Origin of the sequence: Shewanella sp. WXL01, from assembly GCF_012263345.1 — a bacterium.
Taxonomy (GTDB): Bacteria; Pseudomonadota; Gammaproteobacteria; order Enterobacterales; family Shewanellaceae; genus Shewanella; species Shewanella maritima.
The window spans coordinates 626564-648874 of sequence record NZ_JAAIKQ010000001.1; the positions used below are offsets into that span (position 1 = coordinate 626564).

Consider the following 22311-nt stretch of genomic DNA (forward strand, 5'->3'; position numbering starts at 1 on the left):
CAAGGGCCAAACATTGCTGTTTGGCCCTTGTCGTTTTATTTGAATCGCGAGTAATTGTAATTACAAGTCTTCAAAGCAGATTTCGATATAGGCATTGCCTTTTGGGTGAGTAAACGGCATGAGAATTTTCTTACCTTTACTCTTATGAGAAATGCTATGGCCAAGGCCAGAAACTACCGCCGGCGTTGCCATATCAAACTCATAACCATCGTCACTTAATAGATTCTTCGCGCCACCCGTTACCATGTTGGTTATCTCACCAACAAGATCGGTCACTTCATCATTAATGCTAGTGGGTTTTTCGCCAAGCATCTTATCCATAATTTCAAAAATTAGGCTACGGTCGAATGTGATTGACATAGAACCCTTAGTTTCAGGGCCCACCATGCCTATCAAACCTGATACATCACCCTTGGCGACATCATGCGTTTTGATTTGTGGCTTACCTGGCGTGAGATCCAGTGATGCCATAGTGGAAAGTACGTTAAGTAACGAGGATAAAAATGGGTTAATAAAGGCTACATTCATGAACTAAATCCATTGGTGATACGGTAATAAGATACTGATAGCGCGAGTTTAGTTGATATTTTGCTTTTTATTTTTAATGGCTTAATGGTGCTTATAACGTAAGCTCATGTCAGCCTATATCCCCAAGCTTCAAAGATAACAGACCTTGGTGATAACTCAACCGAAGCGACACAATATAATGACAAATAAATTACCAAATAAATGCCAATCGCTTCACAGTTACCCACGCAGCGCCCTTAGCATTTTTGTAACAGACGTTATTTTGTCTAGTTTATTTACATTGTAAGCCGAAATTGCCTCAGCGCAGGCGCCGACTAAGGGCACTTTGGCTAATCCCTAGCAGTTTTGCAGCTTCAACTTGGCTATAGTTACAACGTTTTAATGCTTCATGTATCAGTAATTGTTGAACTTCTGATAGCGTAGGCAACTTATTGGGAAAGCTCACCTGGGTTTCTGTATCTGGGTCAGGCTCAGTGTTTTGTGCAGCATTGACTAGTGCTTGGAGGTTACCAAGAGCTACAGCCTTAAATACTCTTGCTCGAAGCTCTGCGACATTGCCTGGCCAGGATTCTTGCTCAAGTTGCTGCACCAGTTCAAAGCACAAAGGGATTAGAGGTTTATTTAAGTGCTCACAAGCATCCTGCATGAATTGTGCAGCTAATAACCCGATGTCTTCTGGCCGTTCTCTTAGCGGTGGTAAAACAATATGATGAGTATGTAAGGCAACAAATTGAGTAGGAGTAACTTTTCCTTGATCTCTAAGTTGCTGCAGTGGCAGCTCAGTTAACACGAGCACCTTGCAGGGTAGTGGCATGTGCTGCACGCTACCTAAAGGATAATACTGGCGACTTATCAATGCATTGACGACAGAATTAATTACATCATTTTCAAGCTGAAATAAGCCTTCCAGAATAACCACGCGGCCTCTATTTTGCTCAAAAAAACCTAACTGAGCAGGCTCTCCAACTTTGTTAACACCTCTAACACGCCCAAAGAGTGTTGCGATCACTGAATGTTTAAATTGCTCTAGTTGCAGATGCGCTGCACTATTTTCTTCATCCATCAGTTGAGCTAATCCGGTTGCGAAAGTTCGTTTGCCGCCACCGCTCTCACTTTCAATTACAACTGGGTACGATGAGCGCGTAAGCGCGGTTGCATAACGGATACAGTCGTTCATTTTTGAACTCTGACTGATGATGCCTGGTAGTTTTCCCAGACGTTTTTTACCTAGAAAACTTTGGGTAACTTCACGATAGTTCACTTCGAGTGCAGCGACTTCTAAAGCCCTACGAATACAGGCAATAAGTTGTTCAGGCCGGCCCCCTTTTACAAAAAAGTCATATGCGCCGCGTTTTACACAGCGCACAGCCGTAGCAGTATCATTCGCGCCAGTGACGACAATCACTCGAGTAAATGGTGCTTGCTCGCTGATAGTATCTAATAGCTCCTCACCACCGATATGCGGCATGTTTAAGTCAAGTAACACAAGGTCAATATCTTGGCCGATAATCATGTCTATTGCGTGGCGGCTGTTTTCACAGCAACTCACTCTGGCTTCTGGTACTTCTTGACGCAATGACACAGCCATAGCACGTAACCAACGAGTTTCATCATCAACAATTAAAATGGAGCGATATAGTTTCATTAGAATACGGTACTCTTGGTATTGGAAAATTAATGGGGTTGAGCCTTGTTAGCAACGTCAAAAGTCACTTTCATCAAGGTACCTTGACCTTGTTTTGAGTCTACATGCCAATGTCCGCGATGTTCATGAATAACTCGCCCACATAAGGCTAAACCTAAACCTGTCCCCCCTTCGCTACGGCGCGTGGTGAAGAAAGGTTCACGAATTCGGTCAAGTAGTTGGGGAGCAATTCCGACGCCATTGTCTTTGACTTCTAAAGAGACCTGAGTGCCACACTCCCTGATATCGATTGATATGGTTCCACAATCCCCCGCTGCGATCGCCTGACAGGCATTTTGTACAAAATTAATAACCACTAATTGCAGCTGCACTTCGTCGCCCATGACATAAACAGGGTCAACGGGAGGGTTCCATACTAGGCGATGACGTTTGAGCTGATTCGCTGTCATGCGCAATGCTGAATCGATGATTTGTTGCAGTGGTACTGGCGCATAATGATATTCAGATCTTGGGCTTGAAAGCTTTTTGAGGTCGTTAACGATTCGGCTCATATTGGCAACCGATTGTTCGACGGACTCAACTTGATAGTCCACCTCAACTAGGGCTTCGCTTGGTTTTAGCCCTGCCACACGCCAATACGGATCTTGCTGTTCGATCTCTGGTATTACGGTTCGCGCGTCCGCCAAGAAATAACTGATAAAGCGCACCGCTTCATTAATTAAACCCAAAGGGTTATTAATCTCATGGGCAATACCGGCTGAAATCTCGCCAAGTGCCACCAGACGCGCGGCTTTATCGTTTTCTAATCGCAGCTGAGTCCGCTCGGTTGTGTCTTCAAGCATTGCGAGCACTCTTCCACAACCCATTGGGTGAACTCTAATATGCCAGTAGGTACCATCACCACTTAACTCTATAAAGCTTGAGTCATGCTGATCGCAACAGCCGCTGAATAGTTTCTCAAACTCAAATATTTGGCCATTGGCACAATGTAATGAACGATTAGCTAATTGTGATTCAAACTTGTTGTTGCTCCATAGCTGCTCACCATGAGCATCAAAGATAATCACCCCGTAAGGCATATCATCTAGCACAGACTGAAATAACTCTGAGATTTCCCTAATCCGTGACTCTGCGGCATAACGTTCATTAAGCTCTTGTTGCAAGCGCAATTTATGCTGACGTAATCGCAGGGTCATTATTGATGTGATAATCATGCCAATGACGCTGGCGACCCCAAGCGCAATAGCTGCATATAGCGAGTTTCGTTTAATTGAGATTAGGTCTATTTTCTCTTTGCCAAAGCCAACCCATCTTTTGGTCATTCGGTCAATGGTGCCGTTTTGATAAAACTGCAACACAACAGCTTCAACTTGCTCGGCTAAAGATTGATTCGTAAGGTTTGAAACAACATAGAAATTACCGCGGATAAGAGGAGCGCTGGCTGTTTTGATGTTGTCATAGAGGCTTAGTAGCCTCCAAGAGCAATAGAATTCAGACAACACAAAATCTAATTCGCCACGGGTCATCGCCGAGAATGCTTTAGCGTTAGATGAGAAGTACACGACGTCTATGTTATTTGAGTGCTTAGCAAGATAACGAGCAACAAATGAACCTTTCTTTACGCCAACTCTCTTTCCGTCTAGATCTCCTAGGTTTTCTATTTGTGATTGGCCCTTAAGGTTATAGGCGGAGGCATGAGTGGCACTTAGTGGCATCGAGTAGGCTAGTTGCGCATGAGAGTGGCCATTGTCTGCAACAAAGGCGATGCCATTGCGTTCAAAGCTACTCAGTGCGTCAACAATGCTGCCTAATTCGCGTCGCTGAATCTGTAGACTTACACTGAGCTCCTTGGCGATAGCTTGAGCTAATTCGTAGTTTAATCCCTGTTCTTCACCGTCATCGAGCCATTCAAACGGCGGCGTATTACTATGCACATATAAGGTTAACTCCTGGGCCGTAGCTTTAACATTACCAAATGTGGCAAAGAGTATTAATGCGACAATACCTCGCCATTGCTTGTTGAGAATACAAAGCAATGAGCTACTGATAACAGTGTTAACCCTATCAATATTTGCCAAGAGAACGCCTCAATTATCGTCTAAGTTACGCATCGCGAGTAAATACAATCACGTATACCAAGAACAACTTTCCATCACAATTGCCTTACTTGATAACTTTCGAAAATTGAGACGTTGAGCAGTACCACGGCTACGTCAAAATCATAGATAACAATAGGAGTAGTAATCATTCTCAAAACTTTCATAAATGCATATTGCATAGTACGTAGCGCAAGTTTAACGAAGCTGTATAAATCCCATCACAATTAGCTCAACAAAGTTATCTCCAGGGTTTTGATTTATTGATAATTGATTTGAACGACAGGTAATCACTATCCAAGGAGCGATACTATGAGCGATGAAAAACTAAACACTGAGCGTCGAGATTTTTTAAGTAAAGGCGCAGTACTTGCTGCATCCGCCGGAGTGGCTGCAGTTTCAGTTGCACCGTCAGTCGCTGTTGCGAAACCAGCCTCTAATGTCGGGCCAATTGAAGTTAAGGGATACGTAAAAGATCCAAAAAATCTAAAAGAAGTGTTAACAAACGCCAAGAGAATTATGGACACTTGCGCGGCTTGTGACATTGCCGGCCCTGGTCGTTGTAACGGTAAAGGCCCTTGCGGTGAGTCAACGCCAGGCATGGGCGGCAAACGTCGCAGCTTCATTAACAATGTTGAGGCATTTGAAAAACTGCACTTCAACATGAGCACAGTGCACAACGTTAAAAAACCAAATACTGAGCTTGAGTTGTTTGGTGTCAAGCTGTCTATGCCTATCTTAACCGGCGTTACCGGTGGATTAACTTACAACATGGGTGCCAAAGGCAAATTAGCCTACGATGGCACTGAGATGACAGAAAGTAAGTTTGTTAGGGGTATTGTTGAAGGGGCTTACAATGCTGGCACCCTAGGTTGGGCAGCAGACGGTATTGGCGACCCAATTGAGACATACCGCGAGCGCCTAACTGTGGTCAAAAAGTTCAAAGGCCGAGCTTTAGCACAGATTAAACCTCGTACTCAAAAAGAAATTTTTGAGCGTATTGATGCAGTGCAAGCAGCAGGCGCACCTTTCTTTGCTATCGATATCGACTCTGCCGGTCGCGCAGCAAGAGCCTTACCGGGTAAAACAGTTGAGCCTAAAGATGTCAAAAAGCTTCGTGAAATTGTCAAGTACGCGAAAATTCCATTCGTAGCGAAAGGGATCATGACACCAGCTGAAGCACTTATGTGTGTAGAAGCTGGCTGTGCAGGTATTGTTGTGTCGGATCACGGTGGCCGTGTAATGAGCTCAACTCCTGCATCTTTAGACGTGCTGCCAGGTATTGTAAAAGCCGTACGCGATAGTGGTTCAGACATGGTCATCTTGTTTGACTCAGGTGTTCGTGACGGTGGTGATGTGCTTAAAGCCCTAGCACTAGGTGCGCAAGCTGTACTTGTTGGCCGTCCTTTCTTAAGAGCTTCGCTAGGTGGTGGTGCTAAAGGCGTTGAAATGATGTTCAAGAAAATGCACACCCAACTCGTTTCTACCATGGTATTAGCTGGTGTAGCTGATGTGAAAAAAGTGCCGGCGGACATCATCTATAAGGAGGCTTAGATGGGCCAGAAACGAATTAAAGGCCTCTATGCAACCTTATTAACCTTTGCTGTATTGACTACAGCCAGTGTTAGTGCCACTCCAAGCGATCAAGATCGCCAATACGGTGGAGGAGGCAAAGGTGCTGTGGTGTTTAGCTTTGAAAGTCATGCGCGCAACGGTGGCTTAACTTGCGAAGACTGCCACTCAACCGATGGCACGGGGTTATTTGAGATGCAGCGATATGAATTTACCATGCAAGATCATGCTAAAGGAAACTATTGCTGGGCCTGCCATAACAATAAAATCGCAGATAAAAGCTGCGGTAGTTGTCACTACTAACGGCTATGGCTCCTTCTTTTAATCAAGGAGCCTTCTTATGGAGAAGAACATTCATGAAATACCTAGTTTTAGGCGTAATCGCGGCAGCGGCGATTCCATTTTGTAGTATTGCAGATACATTGGGTGTAAAAGCTGATTTATCTTTCTATGACCGTCATATCGTTGCAGATGGCGTCACTTGGTCTACACAAAATGACATTATTCATTCAAAAGGCACTGGAGAAAGCTATCTTGTTGTACCAGGAACCTATGATGATTTTGTATTAACCATCGAGTTTAAACCTGATGCGACCGTTAATGGCGGTATTTATATGCGCTGCCAAGATCCTAAAAAAATCAAAGCAAACACTTGCTATGAGGCCAATATTTGGGATGCAGCAAAAAACCAAGAGTTTCGAACTGGTTCAGTCGTAAAACGACAAACCTATATCAGCAAACAAGATACCGCCAATCAATGGAATACTTATGAGTTAACTATGGTGGGTCAACACCTAAAAGTTCGTTTAAATGGTGTGGTCACTGCAGAGATGAACAATGTTGAATATGCAGATGGCTTTATTGCTATTCAGCACAAAGGCAAAGGCGAATTTAAAATGAGAAACTTAAATATTCGCAAGCTATAAACTTTCTCTACCGTTTCACGTCCTCCCCTGCAAAAACCAAAGCCCAAAGCAACATGCTGCGGGCTTTTACATTCTTATGTTGTTTTTTGTGTGCCTTGCTTTGTAGTCGTTGGCAGCTTTTCTATGCTAGAATGCGCCGCTTTTTTGTCCTACTAAATCATCAACGATGCCGCTAACAATTTACGTTGGGCGAGCACATTTGCTGTTGTAGGCTTAAATTGATACCAGAAACTATTGTTTAGAGACGTTTATGAGCACACAGAATCTTGATCGCACTTTTAGTATCGCGCCAATGCTGGATTGGACCGATCGTCATTATCGATACTTTGCGCGCATTATGTCTAAACAAGCCTTGCTGTATACCGAGATGGTGACGACGGGAGCGATTATTCATGGCAAAGGTGATTACCTTGAGTTCAATGAGCCTGAGCACCCAGTGGCGTTGCAGCTAGGTGGGTCTAACCCACAGGATCTTGCTACGTGCGCTAAGCTTGCGGCTGAGCGCGGCTATGATGAAGTAAATCTTAATGTGGGTTGCCCGTCAGATAGAGTACAAAACGGCCGCTTCGGTGCCTGCTTAATGGCAGAGCCAGAATTAGTTGCCGAGTGTGTGGATGCCATGAAGCAAGTGGTTGATATCCCGGTTACGGTCAAGTCACGTATTGGTATTGATGACCAAGACAGCTATGAATTTTTAACTCGCTTTATTGATGTTGTTTCAGCTTCAGGCTGTGAAGAGTTCACGATTCATGCTCGCAAAGCCTGGCTACAAGGTTTAAGCCCTAAGCAAAATCGTGAGATCCCGCCGCTGGATTATGATCGCGTGTATCAGATCAAAAAAGACTACCCGCAATTAAATATCAGCATTAATGGCGGAGTTACCAGTCTTGAGCAAGCTAAAGTGCATCTTGAGCATGTTGATGGCGTTATGGTTGGGCGCGAAGCCTACAACAACCCTTATATTCTTGCCGAAGTTGATCAACAGCTATGCGGCATTGATGCGCCTGTGGTAACTCGCCAACAAGTGATCGATCAAATGCTGCCTTATATTGAGCGTCATTTATCTTCTGGTGGCAAGCTACACCACATTACCCGGCATATGACTGGGTTATATCAAGGTATTCCAGGCTCACGCAGCTGGCGCCGCTATTTGAGTGAGAACGCTCATAAAGCTGGCGCTGATACTCAGGTGGTACTTGGTGCGATTGCGGCTATGGAGCAGGGCAAGTAACGTCACTCAAGGTAGTACTTTCGACTGCTTTAAAAGCGCCATCTGGCGCTTTTTTGCTATTTGAGCGATCGCAAATGATCGTTTTGACTATTTTCACCAAGTAAATGGTGAAAATCACTACTCGTTGGTTTTTTGCCAATATTAGTAAATGAAAATCACGGTTAAAAACGCCATTGTTCTCACCTATCTATTTGTAATTTAAGTAAATATAAAACTTGGCACGCAGGTTGTAATAACTTAATCGTCAGTGATAACAGGGGTTATCACACTAAACGATTAAAGGATTACATTATGTTTACTTCAACTTCTAAAAATTGGTTATCAACTTCAGTTAAGTCTTCTATCGCTGCGCTAGTACTGGCTACAACAAGTCTATCAGCACAAGCTAATGAAGTGTCAGTGACCGAAAGTCTAGTAACCAATATTGAACAAAACCTTACTCACGCAAGCCAAGAAATGTTTAGCACAATGCAGCACGAAATTATGTTGTCGCTACAAACTCAAATTGCTGAGCAAGTGTTTGAACTCACAGCAACGGAATCTGCAACTGAACAAGCTGATGAAGTAAACACTGCCATTGCTGCAGCTAAGGCTAAGTAATGTTATTCAGTTCAGGTCTAGTAACTTTGCTTTTGTTACCTGTCATTAGTTTTAGTTTATGTGCAGCAATGGCGAGCTGGTTTTGGGGTGATGCGCAATAATAAAGTCCGAAGTGATACGGCAGCAAATTTTAATCAGCCAGGTTAATGGCTTAAACAAAGGGGATGATATGAGTAGTTTGATGGAACGTTTAGATTCGAGTCGCAGGTTAGTGTGCGGTGTATGTAGCAAAATCGCCACTCAGTTTGGTTGGTCTATCGCAGTTAGCCGTATAGTGGCAGCAATTGTGTTAGTGGTAAATCCAAGTGTGACTTTGTTGGTTTATATGGTGATTGCCGTGCTGATGACCCAGCGTAGCTCTTACTGAAAACACCATAGATGGCAATAACAAGAGGACAACACTATGCCCCAAAACCGCAGTAAAACAGTTAAACGCTGAGCCCTTAGTTAACCGCTTTTATTTGAGAGCGATTAACTAAGGGCTTTGTAGCTTGTATGCATTGATTAATGCACACAAGCCATTGATTGGTACACATAAGCGTATAGCGAGGTTATTTAGACAAGAAAGCAGCAAAGCGTGCTTTGGCTTCATCACTTTGTAGGCGGGTATCAAATTCTACAAGCTCGCGCTCCATTTGGTTTTTTACTTGGTCAAAGTCATGACGCAATAACTTCTTTGACGCTTGAATTGCCTGAGGAGGCAATGCAGCGAGTTTTGCCGCTTGTTTAAAGGCAAACTCAACTACTGGCTCGTCAGTAATTACTTTATTGAGTAGATTAAGTTCATCTGCGCGCTGCGCTGAAAACGGCTCGCCAAGCAGCAGTAACTCGGCCGCTTTATGCTGACCAATGAGTTTTGGTAGTAAGTAACTTGATGCCGCTTCAGGCACTAGTGCCAGTTGGGTAAATGGCATTTGAAATTTAGCGCTTTCGTCTGCGTATACCAGATCGCAATGCAACAGTAAGGTGGTGCCGATACCAACCGCTGCGCCAGACACCGCAGCAACCATCGGTTTGTTTACTGCGAGTATAGCTTGTAAAAACTGCACCGTTGGATGGTCATTAGTTAGTGAGCCTGATTGCAAAAAGTCGGCGATGTCGTTGCCGGCCGTAAAGCAGTCGTCGGTGCCACGAAACAGAAACGCACGAATACCATTGTCCGCCTCACCTTGGATCAGGTATTCTGTTAGTTGTTGATACATCTCAAGATTGAATGCATTACGCTTTTGCGGACGATTAAAACTGATGATGCGAACGCCCTGATCATCTCTAACCTGGATAAGACTCATTCGTGATTTTCCTTAATTGAAACGAGTAGTTATTAAATGGAGTTTAAGACATTGAAAAAAATATTCAAACACTTGTTTAATTCATTCGCCCTAATGTGTTTTGCGCTACCCACATTTGCTAACGTCATGGTCAAGGATGGCTATGTAAGAGCAATGCCTGCGAGCGTGCCTAACACAGCGGCTTATATGACTTTAATGAACCATACTTCTGATGCTTTAACGCTGGTTGGTGTGACGACATCAGCGGCCAAAACCGCAGAATTACACACTATTATTGAACAAAATGGTGTAGTTAAAATGCGTCAGGTAGAAGGGTTCGAGTTAGCGTCACATGCAAGCTTAACGCTGCAGCCATCTGGTGATCACATTATGTTGTTAGGATTAGCTAAACCATTAGTGGTGGATGACACTGTGTCGCTAACTTTGCACTTTAGTAATGGCACAGAGCAAGCGATAGAGCTGCCGGTTAAGAAGAAGGCCAGCGCCAGTGATGAGCATGCGCATCATCACCATCACTAATTTTTAAGGGAGCGTTATTATGCAGATAACTCGTAATCGAATTTTGGGCTTAATTGGCCTGCTGTTTTTTATCGGCTACGCATTGAGTGTGTGGTGGAGCAATGAGCCAAAGCCATTAGAGCCAGAAATTTATGGTACGAATGACAGCGAGCATGTAATTGGTTATGCCACTACTAGCGCGTTAATTAATACCATGGACACCTTGCTTACTAAGCCTGGTGGCTGGCTTGCTAATGATGTAATGCCGCCTTCTGTGATGATGGATAACATGCCTGCGTTTGAATTTGGCGCGTTAGAACAAACTCGTGATTTGGCGCTAATTATGCGTAAAGAGTTTAGCCGCTCACAATCCCAATCTACCGCTGATCAAGACTTATTGGCCGCGCATTCTAAGCTAAATATTTCCCATACTAGCTGGTTAGTGCCAAGTGCTGAAGGTGAGTACAAAGAAGCCATTAAGCTACTAAAATTATACCGCGCAAAAATTAGCGATCCGCAAAATAGTCAGGCACAATTCTACGCTCGCGCAGACAACCTAAATGAATGGTTAAAAGAGGTACAAAAACGCCTTGGTAGTATCTCGCAACGTTTATCAGCAAGTGTGGGTCAAGACAGACTGAATACTGACTTAGCGGGCGACAGTGCCGCTAGGCAGTCAACGCCAGGTTTTGCTAGCAGCGAGATTAAAACTAGCTGGTGGAAAGTTGATGACGTATTTTATGAAAGTCGTGGCAGTGCTTGGGCATTGTTAAACTTTATGAAAGCGGTCGAAGTCGACTTTGCTGACGTGCTAGAAAAGAAAAATGCCGAAGTCAGTCTGCGACAAATTATTCGCGAGCTCGAAGCAACTCAAGAAACCGTTTGGAGCCCGATGGTATTAAATGGAAGTGGTTTTGGTCTTGTTGCAAACCACTCGCTAGTGATGGCGAATTATATATCCCGTGCAAATGCTGCGGTGATTGATCTAACTAACTTACTTTCTCAAGGATAATCATGAAGAAGTCTCTTATTGCAACCGCGCTGGTTGGCTTAATGAGTGTTTCAACTGCGCAAGCTGCCACTGTTGTTGGATTCAAAGTGGGCGGCGATTTGTGGCAAGCTGACCCTGAAGGCACCTTAAGTGGTGATGCGGGTACTCGACAAGACATTAACTATGAGTCGAACAATCGAGGCAGTTTTTGGGTTGCTGTTGAGCATCCTATCCCATTAATCCCAAACGTAAAAATCCGCGAGAATAGCATAGATAATAAAGGTGCTTTCACTGCGGATGATAAAGACTACACAGTATATAACAAGCTAAGTAATACGGATTTTGTATTGTATTATGAGCTGTTGGATAACAGCATAGTTGAGTTAGATATTGGTGCAGCCTATAAGAAGTTTCATGGTTCAGTTCGAGTTGATTACATGAATGCACCAGCCGTTGGCTTCCCGGCTACAGACGTAGATAGTGGCGTGGTAATGGGTTATGTCAATGGTCAAGCTAGCATCCCTGGTTTAGGCTTATTTGCCTTTGCTGAGTTGATGCAAGGCGTTGATGAATCTGGCGTGCATGATTACTCCGCAGGCCTTGGCTGGGAGTTTGATGGTGTGGCGCTAGATACTCGTATCCGCGTTGGTTACCGTGAGTTTAACTTTGACGTGAATGGCTTCTCAGGCACTACCCAAGATACCAAAACCAAAGGTGCATTCGCTGGTGTTGAATTAGTTTTCTAATCATTAGGTTCGCAGCAATAAAAAACCGCCAAATGGCGGTTTTTTTATTGTTTAATTAGCGCTTGCTAATGGCTTAGATTATTTTTCTAAACCATTATTAACCGCAATTACGTCGTCTTCATTTAGCGTACCTGCAGCTTGCTTAAGCGCTAAGATAGACTTGATGTAGCCGTAACGAGCTTGAGAAAGCTGACGCTTAGAATCATAAAGGTCACGAGTACGGTTCAGTACGTCAACGATAGTACGAGTACCTACTTCGAAACCTGCTTGAGTCGCTTTTAGCGCTGACTCAGAAGAAACAACTGACTGCTCATAAGCGCGGATAGAGCTGATAGAAGCAGATACGTTGTTGAAGTTATTACGAACGCTCTTCACTACACCACGGTGAGTTTGTTCTAAACGCTCACTTGCTTCAACAAAGTTGAACTGAGCTTGTTTTACTTTTGAAGATACGCGGAAACCTTCAAAGATTGGCACACTTAAGGTTAGGCCAATGTTGGTGTTGTTTGAGTCGTTACTATCAGGAGTCTGCTGGAAGTTGTTTGTGTAACCAGCATTGAAGTTTAACGACGGCATGTGACCTGCTTTGTACAGGCTAATAGTTTCGCTAGCAATGTCTTTACCAATACGCTGAGTCATCAGCTCGATGCTGTTAGTTTCTGCCATCGTCAGCCACTCTTTAGAAGTTGCTGGCGCAGGTGTCACTGCAGAGAAGCGCATAGTGTCTAGTGCGTCGATTGATTTGTGATCGATACCGGTAATTTCACGTAGTGCTTCGTAGCTGTTTGATAGATCGTTTTCAGCAAGAATTTCTTGCGCAGACGCTAAGTCATACTGAGCTTGCGCTTCGTGTACGTCAGTGATCGCAGTTAGACCAACAGCAAAACGTTGCTTGGTTTGCTCTAATTGACGCTCAATCGCTGCCTTTTCTGCACCTTGGAATTCAAAGTTATCTTTAGCTGTTAGCACGTCAAAGTAAGCAGTGGTAACACGAATAATCAGGTTTTGCAGTTGCGATGCATACGCTGAGTCAGCTTGTGAAGCTGCTTTTTCAGCAAGACTTAAACCAACCCATGCGCTGTGATCGTATACCACTTGGTTAAGGCTTACACCGCCAGTAAAGCCGTCAGTGTCTACAGATGGGTCGTTCCATGCTTTTGCGTAACCAACGTTAGCACTGATGGTTGGCAGTAATGGAGCACGATTTTCTTCAATTTGCTCATATAAAGCATCACGTTGCGCTTGTGCCTGCAGTACTACTGGGTCACTTGTTAGCGCTTGTTGGTAGATTTGAAGTAAGTCGTCAGCTTGTGTTGCTGGTGCAGCAAAAGTGAATGCTAGTGCTGCATAAATTGAACCCATTTTGAATTTCATGTTCTGCCCTTATAGACATGCCCTGGTCAGGCTTAGTTAACTTATTTAAACAGTAATAACTGAGAGTCTGTAACCCAGATTAAATTAGAATATGTGTCATCTTAACATTCTGATCTAATCAAGGTTTTTATTACTATAAAACAGTAAAGAGATTACTATAAAATAGTAAGAAGAGTCGCATTTTCAAGTCAACTTGGAAGTGTAACAGATTTTTATTTATTCGTACCTTGATAGCATTCAAATATTACCTATTGATTATTTAGCGAGTTCACATTTTTAAGTAAAAGTGGCGTTTGAGAGTGTAAAAAATGACCGATGAATCCCTGTCTGGGCGCTTTACTGCCGAAGATGACGTAGAAATAAAATCAATCAAACCTCTATACCGAGGCTTTTTCAAGCTAGAGCAATACACATTTAGACATAAGTTATTTGCTGGTGGCTGGAGTGGCGAGGTCGTTAGAGAGGTGTTTGAACGTGGCCACGCCGTAGTTGTGCTGCCGTATGACCCCATTACTGACAAAGTAGTGTTGATTGAACAGATCCGAATACCAGCAATCACTACGACTGATAGTGTTTGGTTATATGAGTTGGTCGCAGGAATGATAGAGCCTAATGAAAGCCACCTTGACGTAGCTAAGCGTGAATTAATCGAAGAAACCGGTCTTACTGCATCAGATTGGCAATATGTGAACAGTTATTTGGCAAGCCCTGGCGGGACCACAGAGCGTTTTTATTTATACCTAGCTAAGGTTGATGCGAGTGTCGCTACAGGAGTTCACGGTCTTGAAAGTGAAGCCGAAGATATCAAAGTGCATGTTGTGTCTCGTGAGCAGGCTTATGCCATGACGCAAAATGGCGAGATAGATAATGTGTCAACAGTACTCGGCTTACAATGGTTAATGCTAAACTACCAGAAGTTGATACCAATCAGCACAAGTATGTGAGCATCCTTACTGGCTAAAATCGCTTATAACGTCGTTAAAAATTTTGAAGGTAGGGCAACTAGCTTGCTGCAATTTCTGCCTTGTTCTAAGCGATTTTTTCTGCGTAATCCCTGCTCACTTCTTTGCCCCGATTGGTATTAAAACCCATAAATAGTGATTTATGCCATGTGTGATGAGCATGTTTTTAATTAATTAGCCGAGTGTAGTGTGTCGAGTGTCAAACCGAAATACCAACCTAATGTGAGTGGTTTCCTATCCTTATGTACCCGAAATTACGGCCATATTTTGAAGTGGCTGCCTGAGCATGCCGAAGTGGAAGATTGTTGGAATGTGGTAGGGGAATTCGGCACATTGACGGTAAAACTAGTTGAAAACACTAAATATACGCAATTATTAGAGCTTTCTCGTTATTTGCCTACAAGCTACTTTTTTAAGTCGCCTTGTGCCCGAGTTCGGGTATATCATGACGCGCAATTAGCAGAAGTGTTAACTAGTCAGCAGATTTACCGCCTTAAACCAGTGTATGATTACCCGAATTTATTTATGCACCAAACTGACGAGAAGTATCAAGTTAATGCATTTCTTGAAGAGTTGCTAAAGATAGGACAGCTGCAAGTAGTTGATCCTACGTAACACTTTTCTTTAATTACATTATTTAGGGACCACTGAGTGCAATCAGAAGCCAAGAATTATTCCAAGTTAAAGAATGATTCCGTTCGTCTTGTTCAAATGACGGACCCGCATCTCTTTGCTGATCCTGAATCTCAGTTGCTTGGTGTCAATACTGCGCAAAGCTTTAATGCCGTGCTCGATACCTTTATCGCCAGCAACTATCAAGCTGATCTTCTGCTAGCCACTGGTGATATTAGCCAAGACTATTCGCCTGATTCTTACCAGCAATTCGCTGATTATGTCACTAAGTTAGACCTTCCTTGCCATTATCTTCCTGGTAATCATGATGACCCAAGATTGATGAACTTGCATATGCAGGGTGATCACATGTTTGGTCATCAGCGGATTATTATTGGTGAGTGGCAAATTCTAATGTTGGACTCTACTGTGCGTGGTAAGCCTGGTGGCTTTATGGCGCAAGATCAGTTTGAGTTAATTGATAGTGCGATAAAATCTGAGCCGAATAAACATACCTTATTGGTGATGCACCATAACCCAGTGCTGGTTAAGTGTAAGTGGCTAGATCAGCACTGTATGAGCAATGGTGACGCATTTTTAGAGCAAGTCGGTCAATATCCTCAGGTAAAAGGCATCTTGTGGGGACATGTGCATCAGGCATATGACAGTGAGTACCAAGGGGCTCATGGCATAGTCTCACTGATGGCAACACCATCGACTTGTATTCAGTTTAAGCCAAAGTCGCCTTATTTTGCCTTAGATGGCTTGCAACCCGGATACCGTTTGCTGGAGCTTGGTAGCGATGGTAGCATTCAGACACAAGTTTATCGTGTCGCAGGTGATCGATTCTCACCTGATAATGAAGCCAGCGGGTATTAAATAGCACAAGATAGTGCAGCGCAGTTCCCGTAGCGAGAGGATTTATGCTGCTCTATATACATGGATTTAATAGTTCCCCCCTTTCAGATAAAGCTGTAGTTACCGCCAATTATATTCGCCAGCACTATCCCGCGCTTCAATTCGAGCAACCACAATTACCCACAGAACCTAAAAAGGCCATGGCCTTATTGGTTGAATATTGTGAGCAAGCAAAAGCAAGTGCACAGCCATTGATGTTTATCGGTTCGTCATTAGGGGGCTATTTTGCCAGTTATCTTGCTGAGAAATATGGTGGAAAAGCCGTTTTGGTGAACCCCGCGGTAAAACCATTTGAATTATTTGAAGACTTTATCGGACCACAATACAATCCCTATACCGATGAGCACTATCAGGTACTGCCTGAGCACAAAGACGATGTAGCCGAGTTCAATACTGAGGTTATCCGTCATCCAGATCGATTTTTTGTTATGTTGCAAACTGGTGATGAAGTGTTAGATTATCGACAAGCACTGCATAAATATCACTGCTGCGAGATGTTATTAGAGCCGAATGGCGATCATAGCTTTGTGGGTTATGAAACACACCTTGCCAGAATTTGTCAGTTTTTAGGGCTCAGTGATCAATAAATCTCAGCTTGATAACCAAAACAACAATGTTAACGCTGCCAATAAAATGTGTGGACTATGACCAACCAATATACTTCTGATGCTATTGAAGTCCTTAATGGACTTGATCCTGTAAAACGCCGCCCTGGCATGTACACAGATACCACCAGACCAAACCACCTCGGCCAAGAGGTTATCGACAACAGTGTCGATGAAGCGTTAGCGGGGCACGCATCAAAAATCGAAGTGATCCTTCATAAAGATAACTCGTTAGAAGTGATTGATGATGGTCGTGGTATGCCAGTGGATATTCATCCAGAAGAAGGTATTCCCGGCGTAGAGCTTATTCTGACCAAGCTGCATGCTGGTGGTAAGTTTTCCAATAAAAACTACCAATTCTCCGGTGGCCTGCACGGTGTGGGTATCTCGGTAGTTAACGCGTTGTCGACCCGTGTTGAGGTCACTGTGCGCCGTAATGCACAGGTTTATCAAATGGCGTTTGAAGATGGCTTTAAAGTCGAAGAGCTTGAAGTTGTCGGCACTTGTGGGCGCCGTAACACAGGCACGCGAGTACATTTTTGGCCTGATGCCAGCTATTTTGACTCAGCTAACTTCTCATTAACTAAGCTAGTTTATCTGCTGCGTGCAAAAGCAGTACTTTGCCCAGGGCTTAAGATTAAGTTCACCAACAAGCAAACGGGTGAAAGCCAAGAGTGGCACTATGAGAGCGGTCTACCCGATTATTTAAAAGAAGCGGTGAAAGGCTCAGAAATGCTACCTCAAGAACCGTTTATCGGTAGCTTTAAAGGTGAGCTAGAAGCCGCTGATTGGGCGATTACCTGGTTACCTGAAGGCGGTGAAAGCCTCAATGAGAGTTATGTAAACCTGATTCCAACACCGCTTGGTGGCACCCATGTTAACGGTTTCCGCCAAGGCTTACTTGAGTCGATGCGCGAATTTTGTGAATTTCGCAATCTAATGCCGCGTGGCATTAAACTATCGCCAGAAGATATCTGGGATCGCGCCGCATTTATTTTATCAATCAAGATGCAAGACCCACAGTTTGCTGGGCAAACCAAAGAAAAGCTCTCAAGCCGTCAAAGCTCAGCCTTTGTATCTGGCATCGTACGTGATGCGTTTTCACTATGGCTAAACTCCAACACTGAGCTGGCGCAGCAGCTAGCTGAGCTATGTATCAGTAATGCGCAAAAGCGCCTTAAAGCGGCTAAAAAGGTCGCGCGTAAGAAGGTCACCTCTGGGCCTGCTCTGCCAGGTAAATTGACTGACTGTAGCGGTCAGGACCCAATGCGTGGGGAACTGTTTTTAGTTGAGGGTGACTCGGCAGGCGGCAGTGCTAAGCAAGCACGTGACCGCGAGTTTCAGGCCATTATGCCGCTGCGTGGTAAAATTCTTAACACTTGGGAAGTTGACGCCGGGCAAGTGCTTGCTTCTCAAGAAGTGCACGATATTTCTGTGGCAATTGGCTGCGACCCAGATAGTGATAAAATCGACGAGCTGCGTTATGGAAAAATTTGTATTCTTGCCGATGCGGACTCAGACGGACTACATATTGCGACCTTGCTATGCGCCTTGTTCCTAAAGCACTATCGCGTGCTTGTGGAAAAGGGTCATGTTTATATTGCTATGCCGCCATTGTTTCGTATCGACATAGGTAAAGAAGTGTTTTACGCCCTTGATGAGGACGAAAAAACCGGCATTTTAGATCGCATTGTTGCTGAGAAGAAAAAAGGCAAGGTGCAGGTAACACGATTCAAAGGTCTAGGTGAGATGAACCCGCTGCAATTGCGTGAAACCACTATGGACCCAAACACGCGCCGCTTGGTGCAATTAACTATAGATGATGCTGAAGAAACGCTGGCAATTATGGATATGTTGCTCGCTAAGAAGCGTTCATCTGACAGGAAAAGTTGGTTAGAAAGTAAAGGGGATTTGGCCCAAATATAGTTGGCTAATGGCAGTATGATGACAATAAAAACCAAAAGACATCATCGTTTGCTCAACGTCTTTCGCAATGGACTGAAAGGCTTGTGTATGAGTTTTTCTGTTGCCGTCGTGGGATTGAGTGCATCGCAGTATGCGTATGCCGACTCTATGACCATCACGGTGACAAAAGGCTTTGGTATCACGCTGTTCGCATCCGATTTAGGTGATGTAAAGCAGATGGCCATCGGTGATAAAGGAACGTTGTTTGTTGGTTCTAAAAAGAAGGGCACCATTTATGCTCTTGAAGATGGCAATGGTGACGGCAAGGTCGATAAACGCTATTTAATCGCTAAAGGCATGGACTACCCAGAGGCCATCGCGTTTAAAGACGGCCACCTGTACGCCACAGAAGAAGACCGTATTGTGCGCTTTGCCAATATCGAAACGCGCCTGCGCCGTCCTGGCCGCGCTAAAGAAGTGTTTTCTAACCTACCTGAGCTCGATAAAAAGCATACCCGTGCCATGCGTTTTGGCCCAGATGGGCGTTTATATTTGTCGATTGGCGCACCATGTAATGTGTGTGAAGCGCAGGCACCATTTGGCAGTATCATTGCCATTGATTTGGACTCAGGTAACAGCGAGCAGGTCGCCGTAGGTATTCGCTCTGTAACAGGCTTTGACTGGTCTCCAGTTGATAATAAGCTGTGGTTTGCTGACTCCGGTCGCAATTGGATGGGTGATAACCTGCCACCGGATGAAATTAACCGCGTTGATACTAAAGGCAGCCACTTTGGTTTTCCCTACTTGCATGCCAAGTCGGTTGAAGAGCCTGCTTATATCAAACCAAGAAATTTAAACATTGTATTACCTGAATATGAGCTACCTGCACATGTCAGCCCAAAAGGGCTGCACTTTTACACAGGTACTCAATTCCCGCAGCGCTATCATCAGCAAATGTTTGTTGCTGAAAATGGCTCATGGAACCGCTCAAGTAAAATCGGCTATCAAATCGTGATGATGAGTGCACAAAATGGCAAGTCTAGTCGCGAAACTGTCGTGAGCTTTCTTGACGGCGAATTCCCCGTTGCTAGGCCTTTTGACATCCTAACTGCGCCAGATGGTGCCATGTATATTTCAGATGATCTGAAAGGCAATATTTACCGTTTATATTACAAAAATTCTGAACAATCACAGGAATCAGCACAATGAGTGATGCGATCGAGCTAAGCCTTGATGGCGTAGAGCAAATGCCGATTAGGCGCTTTACCGAAGAGGCTTATCTTAATTATTCGATGTACGTAATCATGGACCGCGCCTTACCGCATATTGGTGACGGTTTAAAACCCGTGCAACGACGCATTATTTACGCCATGAGCGAGCTAGGCTTATCGGCGCAATCTAAACACAAGAAATCAGCGCGTACAGTAGGTGACGTATTAGGTAAATACCATCCTCACGGTGATAATGCTTGTTACGAAGCCATGGTGTTGATGGCGCAGCCGTTTTCTTATCGTTATCCATTGGTTGATGGTCAAGGTAACTGGGGTGCCCCAGATGACCCTAAATCATTTGCGGCAATGCGTTATACCGAAGCAAGGCTGTCGAAGTTTTCTGAAGTGTTACTGTCAGAGCTTGGTCAGGGTACTGTGGAGTGGGGCGTAAACTTTGACGGCACCATGAAAGAGCCGATAACGTTGCCGGCACGATTGCCCCATATTTTGCTTAATGGTATTACCGGTATTGCTGTAGGTATGGCAACGGATATCCCACCGCACAATGCCAAAGAGCTGGTCTCTGCCTGTGTTGAGCTGCTTGAAAACCCAAAAGCGGATCTCGAGCGTTTGATGGAGTTTGTGCCTGCACCTGATTATCCAACTTCTGCAGAGATAATTACCCCAAGTAAAGATATTGCCAAAATCTACGAAACTGGTCGCGGGTCGCTGAAAATGCGTGCAACCTACACCGTTGAGAATGGCGAAGTGGTGATTTCCGCTCTGCCACACCAAGTGGGTTGCGGTAAAGTGCTAGAGCAGATTGCCGCGCAAATGCAGGCTAAAAAGCTGCCAATGGTGTCAGATCTGCGCGATGAGTCAGACCATGAAAACCCAGTCCGGGTTGTTATTGTACCGCGCTCAAATCGCGTCGATTGCGAGCAATTAATGGCACACTTATTCGCCACGACTGACCTGGAAAAGAGCTACCGGGTTAACTTAAATGTGCTTGGTCTCGATGGTCGCCCACAGGTTAAGGGTTTAAAAACACTGTTAACTGAGTGGTTAACGTATCGTATTGCTACGGTCACTCGCAGGCTGCAATTCCGCCTAGACAAAGTGTTAGCTCGCTTACATATTCTTGATGCGTTAATGATCGCGTTTTTGAATATCGATGAAGTGATTGAAATTATTCGTTTCCACGATGAGCCAAAAGCCGAATTGATGTCGCGCTTTAACTTATCGGAAAAACAAGCAGAAGCGATTTTAGAGCTAAAGCTGCGTCACCTTGCCAAGTTAGAAGAAGTGAAAATTCGCGCCGAGCAAGAAGAACTTGCTGCAGAGCGTGACAAGCTGCAACTGACATTAAGTTCAGAGCGCCGCTTGAAAACACTGGTGAAGAAAGAGCTCATTAAAGACGGTGAAACCTACGGTGATGAGCGCCGCTCACCAATCGTGGAGCGCAGTGAGTCTAAAGCGCTAACTGAGCAAGAGTTAACACCTGCTGAAGCTGTGACTGTTGTGCTATCAGAAAAAGGCTGGGTGCGTTGTGCTAAAGGTCATGATGTTGATGCCGAAGGCTTAAACTACAAGTCTGGTGATAAGTATTTATGCAGCGCTAGCGGTCGCAGTAATCAACCGTCAGTATTTATTGATACATCGGGGCGGGCATTTGCTACTGATACTCATACGTTGCCATCTGCCCGTAGTCAGGGGGAGCCTATTACCACTCGCTTTAATATTGCGGGGGGCGAAAGCATACGCCATGTGCTGCTTGGCGCCGATGATCAGCGCTACCTTGTTGCGTCTGATGCGGGTTATGGCTTCATTTGCGCTTATAAAGACATGGTCAGCCGTAACAAGGCGGGTAAAGCACTATTAAGTCTGCCAGCTAATGCGCAGTCGCTGCAGCCTCAGCCGTTAGCTAAGGTCGATAATCAGTCACTGCTTGCTGTTACCAGCGAAGGGCGGATGTTGATGTTTACCCTAGATGCGCTGCCGCAACTATCTAAGGGTAAAGGCAATAAGATTATTGGCATTCCAAGTGAGCGTGCTAAGAACCGCGAAGAGCTGCTACTGCACATCGCGATTGTGCCGGAAAATGCCGCAGTGACCTTGTGGGCAGGTAAACGTAAGCTGACGCTGAAAGCGAGCGATTTAGAGCACTATCGGGGTGAACGTGGCCGCCGAGGCGCTAAACTGCCACGTGGCTTACAGCGAGTCGATTCAATTGAGGTTGAAACTGGCAATGCTATTGAGCCTATTGAAGGCGAGGCTACAGAGTCTTAGTGTTCAAGCTTGCACAAACAAAAATACCACCTTCGCGGTGGTATTTTTTTGTGTATTAGAGTGAGGTTTAAACCAAGCTAGGCGACTTCGTAGAAGTTAGGCTCTAAGTCTAATTGAGTTTGAATGATTTGATTTGCCATGCGCGCACATTTGCCACATTGGTTTGCTACACCTAAGCGTTTCTTTACATCCGCTAATGTCATGTCGCCCTGACTCACAGCTTCTTTGATTTGGTTATCAGTAATGGCATGGCAAAGACAAACGTACATATTGGCCTCATTTACATCTAGGTTCTAATTACCACGCTTTAGGT

22 protein-coding genes are annotated in these 22311 nt (G+C 44.5%); 16 read left to right on the top strand and 6 right to left on the bottom strand.

What is annotated here, in order from left to right:
* Positions 1 to 60: 60 nt before the first annotated feature.
* From G3R49_RS02590 to G3R49_RS02600, 3 genes are all read right to left on the bottom strand, one after another.
* The gene (locus tag G3R49_RS02590) at positions 61 to 528 is read right to left on the bottom strand and encodes a chemotaxis protein CheX (RefSeq protein ID WP_130598542.1); all 468 of its coding nucleotides are present in this window, start codon (positions 526 to 528) and stop codon (positions 61 to 63) included.
* Positions 529 to 826: 298 nt separating this feature from the next.
* Positions 827 to 2173 (bottom strand): sigma-54 dependent transcriptional regulator, encoded by a 1347-nt coding sequence (locus G3R49_RS02595; protein ID WP_130598540.1) that lies wholly within the window; start codon positions 2171 to 2173, stop codon positions 827 to 829.
* 29 nt (positions 2174 to 2202) lie between these two features.
* Positions 2203 to 4251: a transporter substrate-binding domain-containing protein gene (locus G3R49_RS02600; protein ID WP_167868557.1), complete on the bottom strand. Its 2049-nt coding sequence runs from the start codon at positions 4249 to 4251 to the stop codon at positions 2203 to 2205.
* 330 nt (positions 4252 to 4581) lie between these two features.
* Here G3R49_RS02600 and G3R49_RS02605 point away from each other — a divergent pair, with 330 nt between their 5' ends.
* The 6 genes from G3R49_RS02605 to G3R49_RS02630 all read left to right on the top strand — a co-directional run bounded on the left by G3R49_RS02605 (position 4582) and on the right by G3R49_RS02630 (position 8965).
* Positions 4582 to 5823 (top strand): alpha-hydroxy-acid oxidizing protein, encoded by a 1242-nt coding sequence (locus G3R49_RS02605; RefSeq protein ID WP_167868558.1) that lies wholly within the window; start codon positions 4582 to 4584, stop codon positions 5821 to 5823.
* Complete coding sequence (locus G3R49_RS02610; RefSeq protein WP_130598534.1) at positions 5824 to 6144, top strand: cytochrome c3 family protein; 321 nt, start codon at positions 5824 to 5826, stop codon at positions 6142 to 6144. It begins immediately after the preceding gene.
* Positions 6145 to 6197: 53 nt separating this feature from the next.
* Positions 6198 to 6767: a DUF1080 domain-containing protein gene (locus tag G3R49_RS02615; RefSeq protein WP_167868559.1), complete on the top strand. Its 570-nt coding sequence runs from the start codon at positions 6198 to 6200 to the stop codon at positions 6765 to 6767.
* A 250-nt stretch (positions 6768 to 7017) separates the two neighbouring features.
* Positions 7018 to 7998 carry a tRNA dihydrouridine(20/20a) synthase DusA gene (dusA, locus tag G3R49_RS02620; protein ID WP_167868560.1) on the top strand — a complete coding sequence of 327 codons (981 nt, stop codon included), beginning with the start codon at positions 7018 to 7020 and terminating at the stop codon, positions 7996 to 7998.
* A 291-nt stretch (positions 7999 to 8289) separates the two neighbouring features.
* Complete coding sequence (locus G3R49_RS02625; RefSeq protein WP_167868561.1) at positions 8290 to 8598, top strand: hypothetical protein; 309 nt, start codon at positions 8290 to 8292, stop codon at positions 8596 to 8598.
* Between the two features lie 169 nt (positions 8599 to 8767).
* Positions 8768 to 8965: a PspC domain-containing protein gene (locus G3R49_RS02630; RefSeq protein ID WP_167868562.1), complete on the top strand. Its 198-nt coding sequence runs from the start codon at positions 8768 to 8770 to the stop codon at positions 8963 to 8965.
* Positions 8966 to 9149: 184 nt separating this feature from the next.
* Here G3R49_RS02630 and G3R49_RS02635 read toward each other — a convergent pair whose 3' ends face one another.
* A complete protein-coding gene (locus G3R49_RS02635) occupies positions 9150 to 9887 on the bottom strand; it encodes an enoyl-CoA hydratase (RefSeq protein ID WP_130598524.1) in 738 nt (245 codons plus the stop codon).
* Between the two features lie 36 nt (positions 9888 to 9923).
* On the opposite strand from G3R49_RS02635, the gene G3R49_RS02640 reads away from it, so the two are divergent.
* Genes G3R49_RS02640 through G3R49_RS02650 form a run of 3 tightly spaced genes read left to right on the top strand, consistent with a single transcriptional unit; the run spans position 9924 to position 12122 of the window.
* Entirely contained in the window at positions 9924 to 10406 is a 483-nt protein-coding gene (locus G3R49_RS02640) for a copper chaperone PCu(A)C (protein WP_130598522.1), read from the top strand.
* Positions 10407 to 10425: 19 nt separating this feature from the next.
* Entirely contained in the window at positions 10426 to 11397 is a 972-nt protein-coding gene (locus G3R49_RS02645) for a DUF2333 family protein (protein WP_130598520.1), read from the top strand.
* A gap of 2 nt (positions 11398 to 11399) precedes the next feature.
* Positions 11400 to 12122 carry a TIGR04219 family outer membrane beta-barrel protein gene (locus G3R49_RS02650; RefSeq protein WP_130598518.1) on the top strand — a complete coding sequence of 241 codons (723 nt, stop codon included), beginning with the start codon at positions 11400 to 11402 and terminating at the stop codon, positions 12120 to 12122.
* Positions 12123 to 12200: 78 nt separating this feature from the next.
* On the opposite strand, the gene tolC is transcribed toward G3R49_RS02650, so the two are convergent.
* Positions 12201 to 13496, bottom strand: coding sequence for an outer membrane channel protein TolC (gene tolC, locus G3R49_RS02655; RefSeq protein ID WP_130598516.1), 1296 nt, complete (start codon positions 13494 to 13496; stop codon positions 12201 to 12203).
* Between the two features lie 308 nt (positions 13497 to 13804).
* Here tolC and nudF point away from each other — a divergent pair, with 308 nt between their 5' ends.
* From nudF to parC, 7 genes are all read left to right on the top strand, one after another.
* A complete protein-coding gene (nudF, locus tag G3R49_RS02660) occupies positions 13805 to 14440 on the top strand; it encodes an ADP-ribose diphosphatase (RefSeq protein WP_130598514.1) in 636 nt (211 codons plus the stop codon).
* A 207-nt stretch (positions 14441 to 14647) separates the two neighbouring features.
* A complete protein-coding gene (locus tag G3R49_RS02665; RefSeq protein WP_167868563.1) occupies positions 14648 to 15073 on the top strand; it encodes a DUF1249 domain-containing protein in 426 nt (141 codons plus the stop codon).
* Between the two features lie 36 nt (positions 15074 to 15109).
* Positions 15110 to 15949, top strand: coding sequence for a 3',5'-cyclic-AMP phosphodiesterase (gene cpdA, locus G3R49_RS02670; RefSeq protein ID WP_167868564.1), 840 nt, complete (start codon positions 15110 to 15112; stop codon positions 15947 to 15949).
* Positions 15950 to 15993: 44 nt separating this feature from the next.
* Positions 15994 to 16575 (top strand): YqiA/YcfP family alpha/beta fold hydrolase, encoded by a 582-nt coding sequence (locus G3R49_RS02675; protein ID WP_130598508.1) that lies wholly within the window; start codon positions 15994 to 15996, stop codon positions 16573 to 16575.
* Between the two features lie 57 nt (positions 16576 to 16632).
* Positions 16633 to 18519, top strand: coding sequence for a DNA topoisomerase IV subunit B (gene parE / locus G3R49_RS02680; RefSeq protein ID WP_130598506.1), 1887 nt, complete (start codon positions 16633 to 16635; stop codon positions 18517 to 18519).
* 87 nt (positions 18520 to 18606) lie between these two features.
* Positions 18607 to 19707 carry a sorbosone dehydrogenase family protein gene (locus G3R49_RS02685; RefSeq protein ID WP_245335226.1) on the top strand — a complete coding sequence of 367 codons (1101 nt, stop codon included), beginning with the start codon at positions 18607 to 18609 and terminating at the stop codon, positions 19705 to 19707.
* Positions 19704 to 21998 (top strand): DNA topoisomerase IV subunit A, encoded by a 2295-nt coding sequence (parC, locus tag G3R49_RS02690; protein WP_167868566.1) that lies wholly within the window; start codon positions 19704 to 19706, stop codon positions 21996 to 21998. Before G3R49_RS02685 ends, parC begins: the two co-directional genes overlap by 4 nt.
* Positions 21999 to 22075: 77 nt before the next feature.
* Here parC and G3R49_RS02695 read toward each other — a convergent pair whose 3' ends face one another.
* Positions 22076 to 22267, bottom strand: a complete 192-nt coding sequence (locus G3R49_RS02695; protein ID WP_130598500.1) for a bacterioferritin-associated ferredoxin — start codon at positions 22265 to 22267, stop codon at positions 22076 to 22078.
* Between the last annotated feature and the right edge of the window lie 44 nt (positions 22268 to 22311).

Excerpts from the sequence above, each read along its gene's own strand:
- G3R49_RS02675 (WP_130598508.1), top strand. The coding sequence starts at position 15,994 with ATGCTGCTCTATATACATGGATTTAATAGTTCCCCCCTTTCAGATAAA.
- G3R49_RS02650 (WP_130598518.1), top strand. The coding sequence starts at position 11,400 with ATGAAGAAGTCTCTTATTGCAACCGCGCTGGTTGGCTTAATGAGTGTT.
- parE (WP_130598506.1), top strand. The coding sequence starts at position 16,633 with ATGACCAACCAATATACTTCTGATGCTATTGAAGTCCTTAATGGACTT.
- G3R49_RS02595 (WP_130598540.1), bottom strand. The coding sequence starts at position 2,173 with ATGAAACTATATCGCTCCATTTTAATTGTTGATGATGAAACTCGTTGG.
- tolC (WP_130598516.1), bottom strand. The coding sequence starts at position 13,496 with ATGAAATTCAAAATGGGTTCAATTTATGCAGCACTAGCATTCACTTTT.
- dusA (WP_167868560.1), top strand. The coding sequence starts at position 7,018 with ATGAGCACACAGAATCTTGATCGCACTTTTAGTATCGCGCCAATGCTG.
- G3R49_RS02590 (WP_130598542.1), bottom strand. The coding sequence starts at position 528 with ATGAATGTAGCCTTTATTAACCCATTTTTATCCTCGTTACTTAACGTA.
- G3R49_RS02635 (WP_130598524.1), bottom strand. The coding sequence starts at position 9,887 with ATGAGTCTTATCCAGGTTAGAGATGATCAGGGCGTTCGCATCATCAGT.
- G3R49_RS02605 (WP_167868558.1), top strand. The coding sequence starts at position 4,582 with ATGAGCGATGAAAAACTAAACACTGAGCGTCGAGATTTTTTAAGTAAA.
- G3R49_RS02640 (WP_130598522.1), top strand. The coding sequence starts at position 9,924 with ATGGAGTTTAAGACATTGAAAAAAATATTCAAACACTTGTTTAATTCA.
- parC (WP_167868566.1), top strand. The coding sequence starts at position 19,704 with ATGAGTGATGCGATCGAGCTAAGCCTTGATGGCGTAGAGCAAATGCCG.
- G3R49_RS02685 (WP_245335226.1), top strand. The coding sequence starts at position 18,607 with ATGAGTTTTTCTGTTGCCGTCGTGGGATTGAGTGCATCGCAGTATGCG.
- G3R49_RS02695 (WP_130598500.1), bottom strand. The coding sequence starts at position 22,267 with ATGTACGTTTGTCTTTGCCATGCCATTACTGATAACCAAATCAAAGAA.
- G3R49_RS02610 (WP_130598534.1), top strand. The coding sequence starts at position 5,824 with ATGGGCCAGAAACGAATTAAAGGCCTCTATGCAACCTTATTAACCTTT.
- G3R49_RS02630 (WP_167868562.1), top strand. The coding sequence starts at position 8,768 with ATGAGTAGTTTGATGGAACGTTTAGATTCGAGTCGCAGGTTAGTGTGC.
- G3R49_RS02615 (WP_167868559.1), top strand. The coding sequence starts at position 6,198 with ATGAAATACCTAGTTTTAGGCGTAATCGCGGCAGCGGCGATTCCATTT.
- nudF (WP_130598514.1), top strand. The coding sequence starts at position 13,805 with ATGACCGATGAATCCCTGTCTGGGCGCTTTACTGCCGAAGATGACGTA.
- G3R49_RS02625 (WP_167868561.1), top strand. The coding sequence starts at position 8,290 with ATGTTTACTTCAACTTCTAAAAATTGGTTATCAACTTCAGTTAAGTCT.
- G3R49_RS02645 (WP_130598520.1), top strand. The coding sequence starts at position 10,426 with ATGCAGATAACTCGTAATCGAATTTTGGGCTTAATTGGCCTGCTGTTT.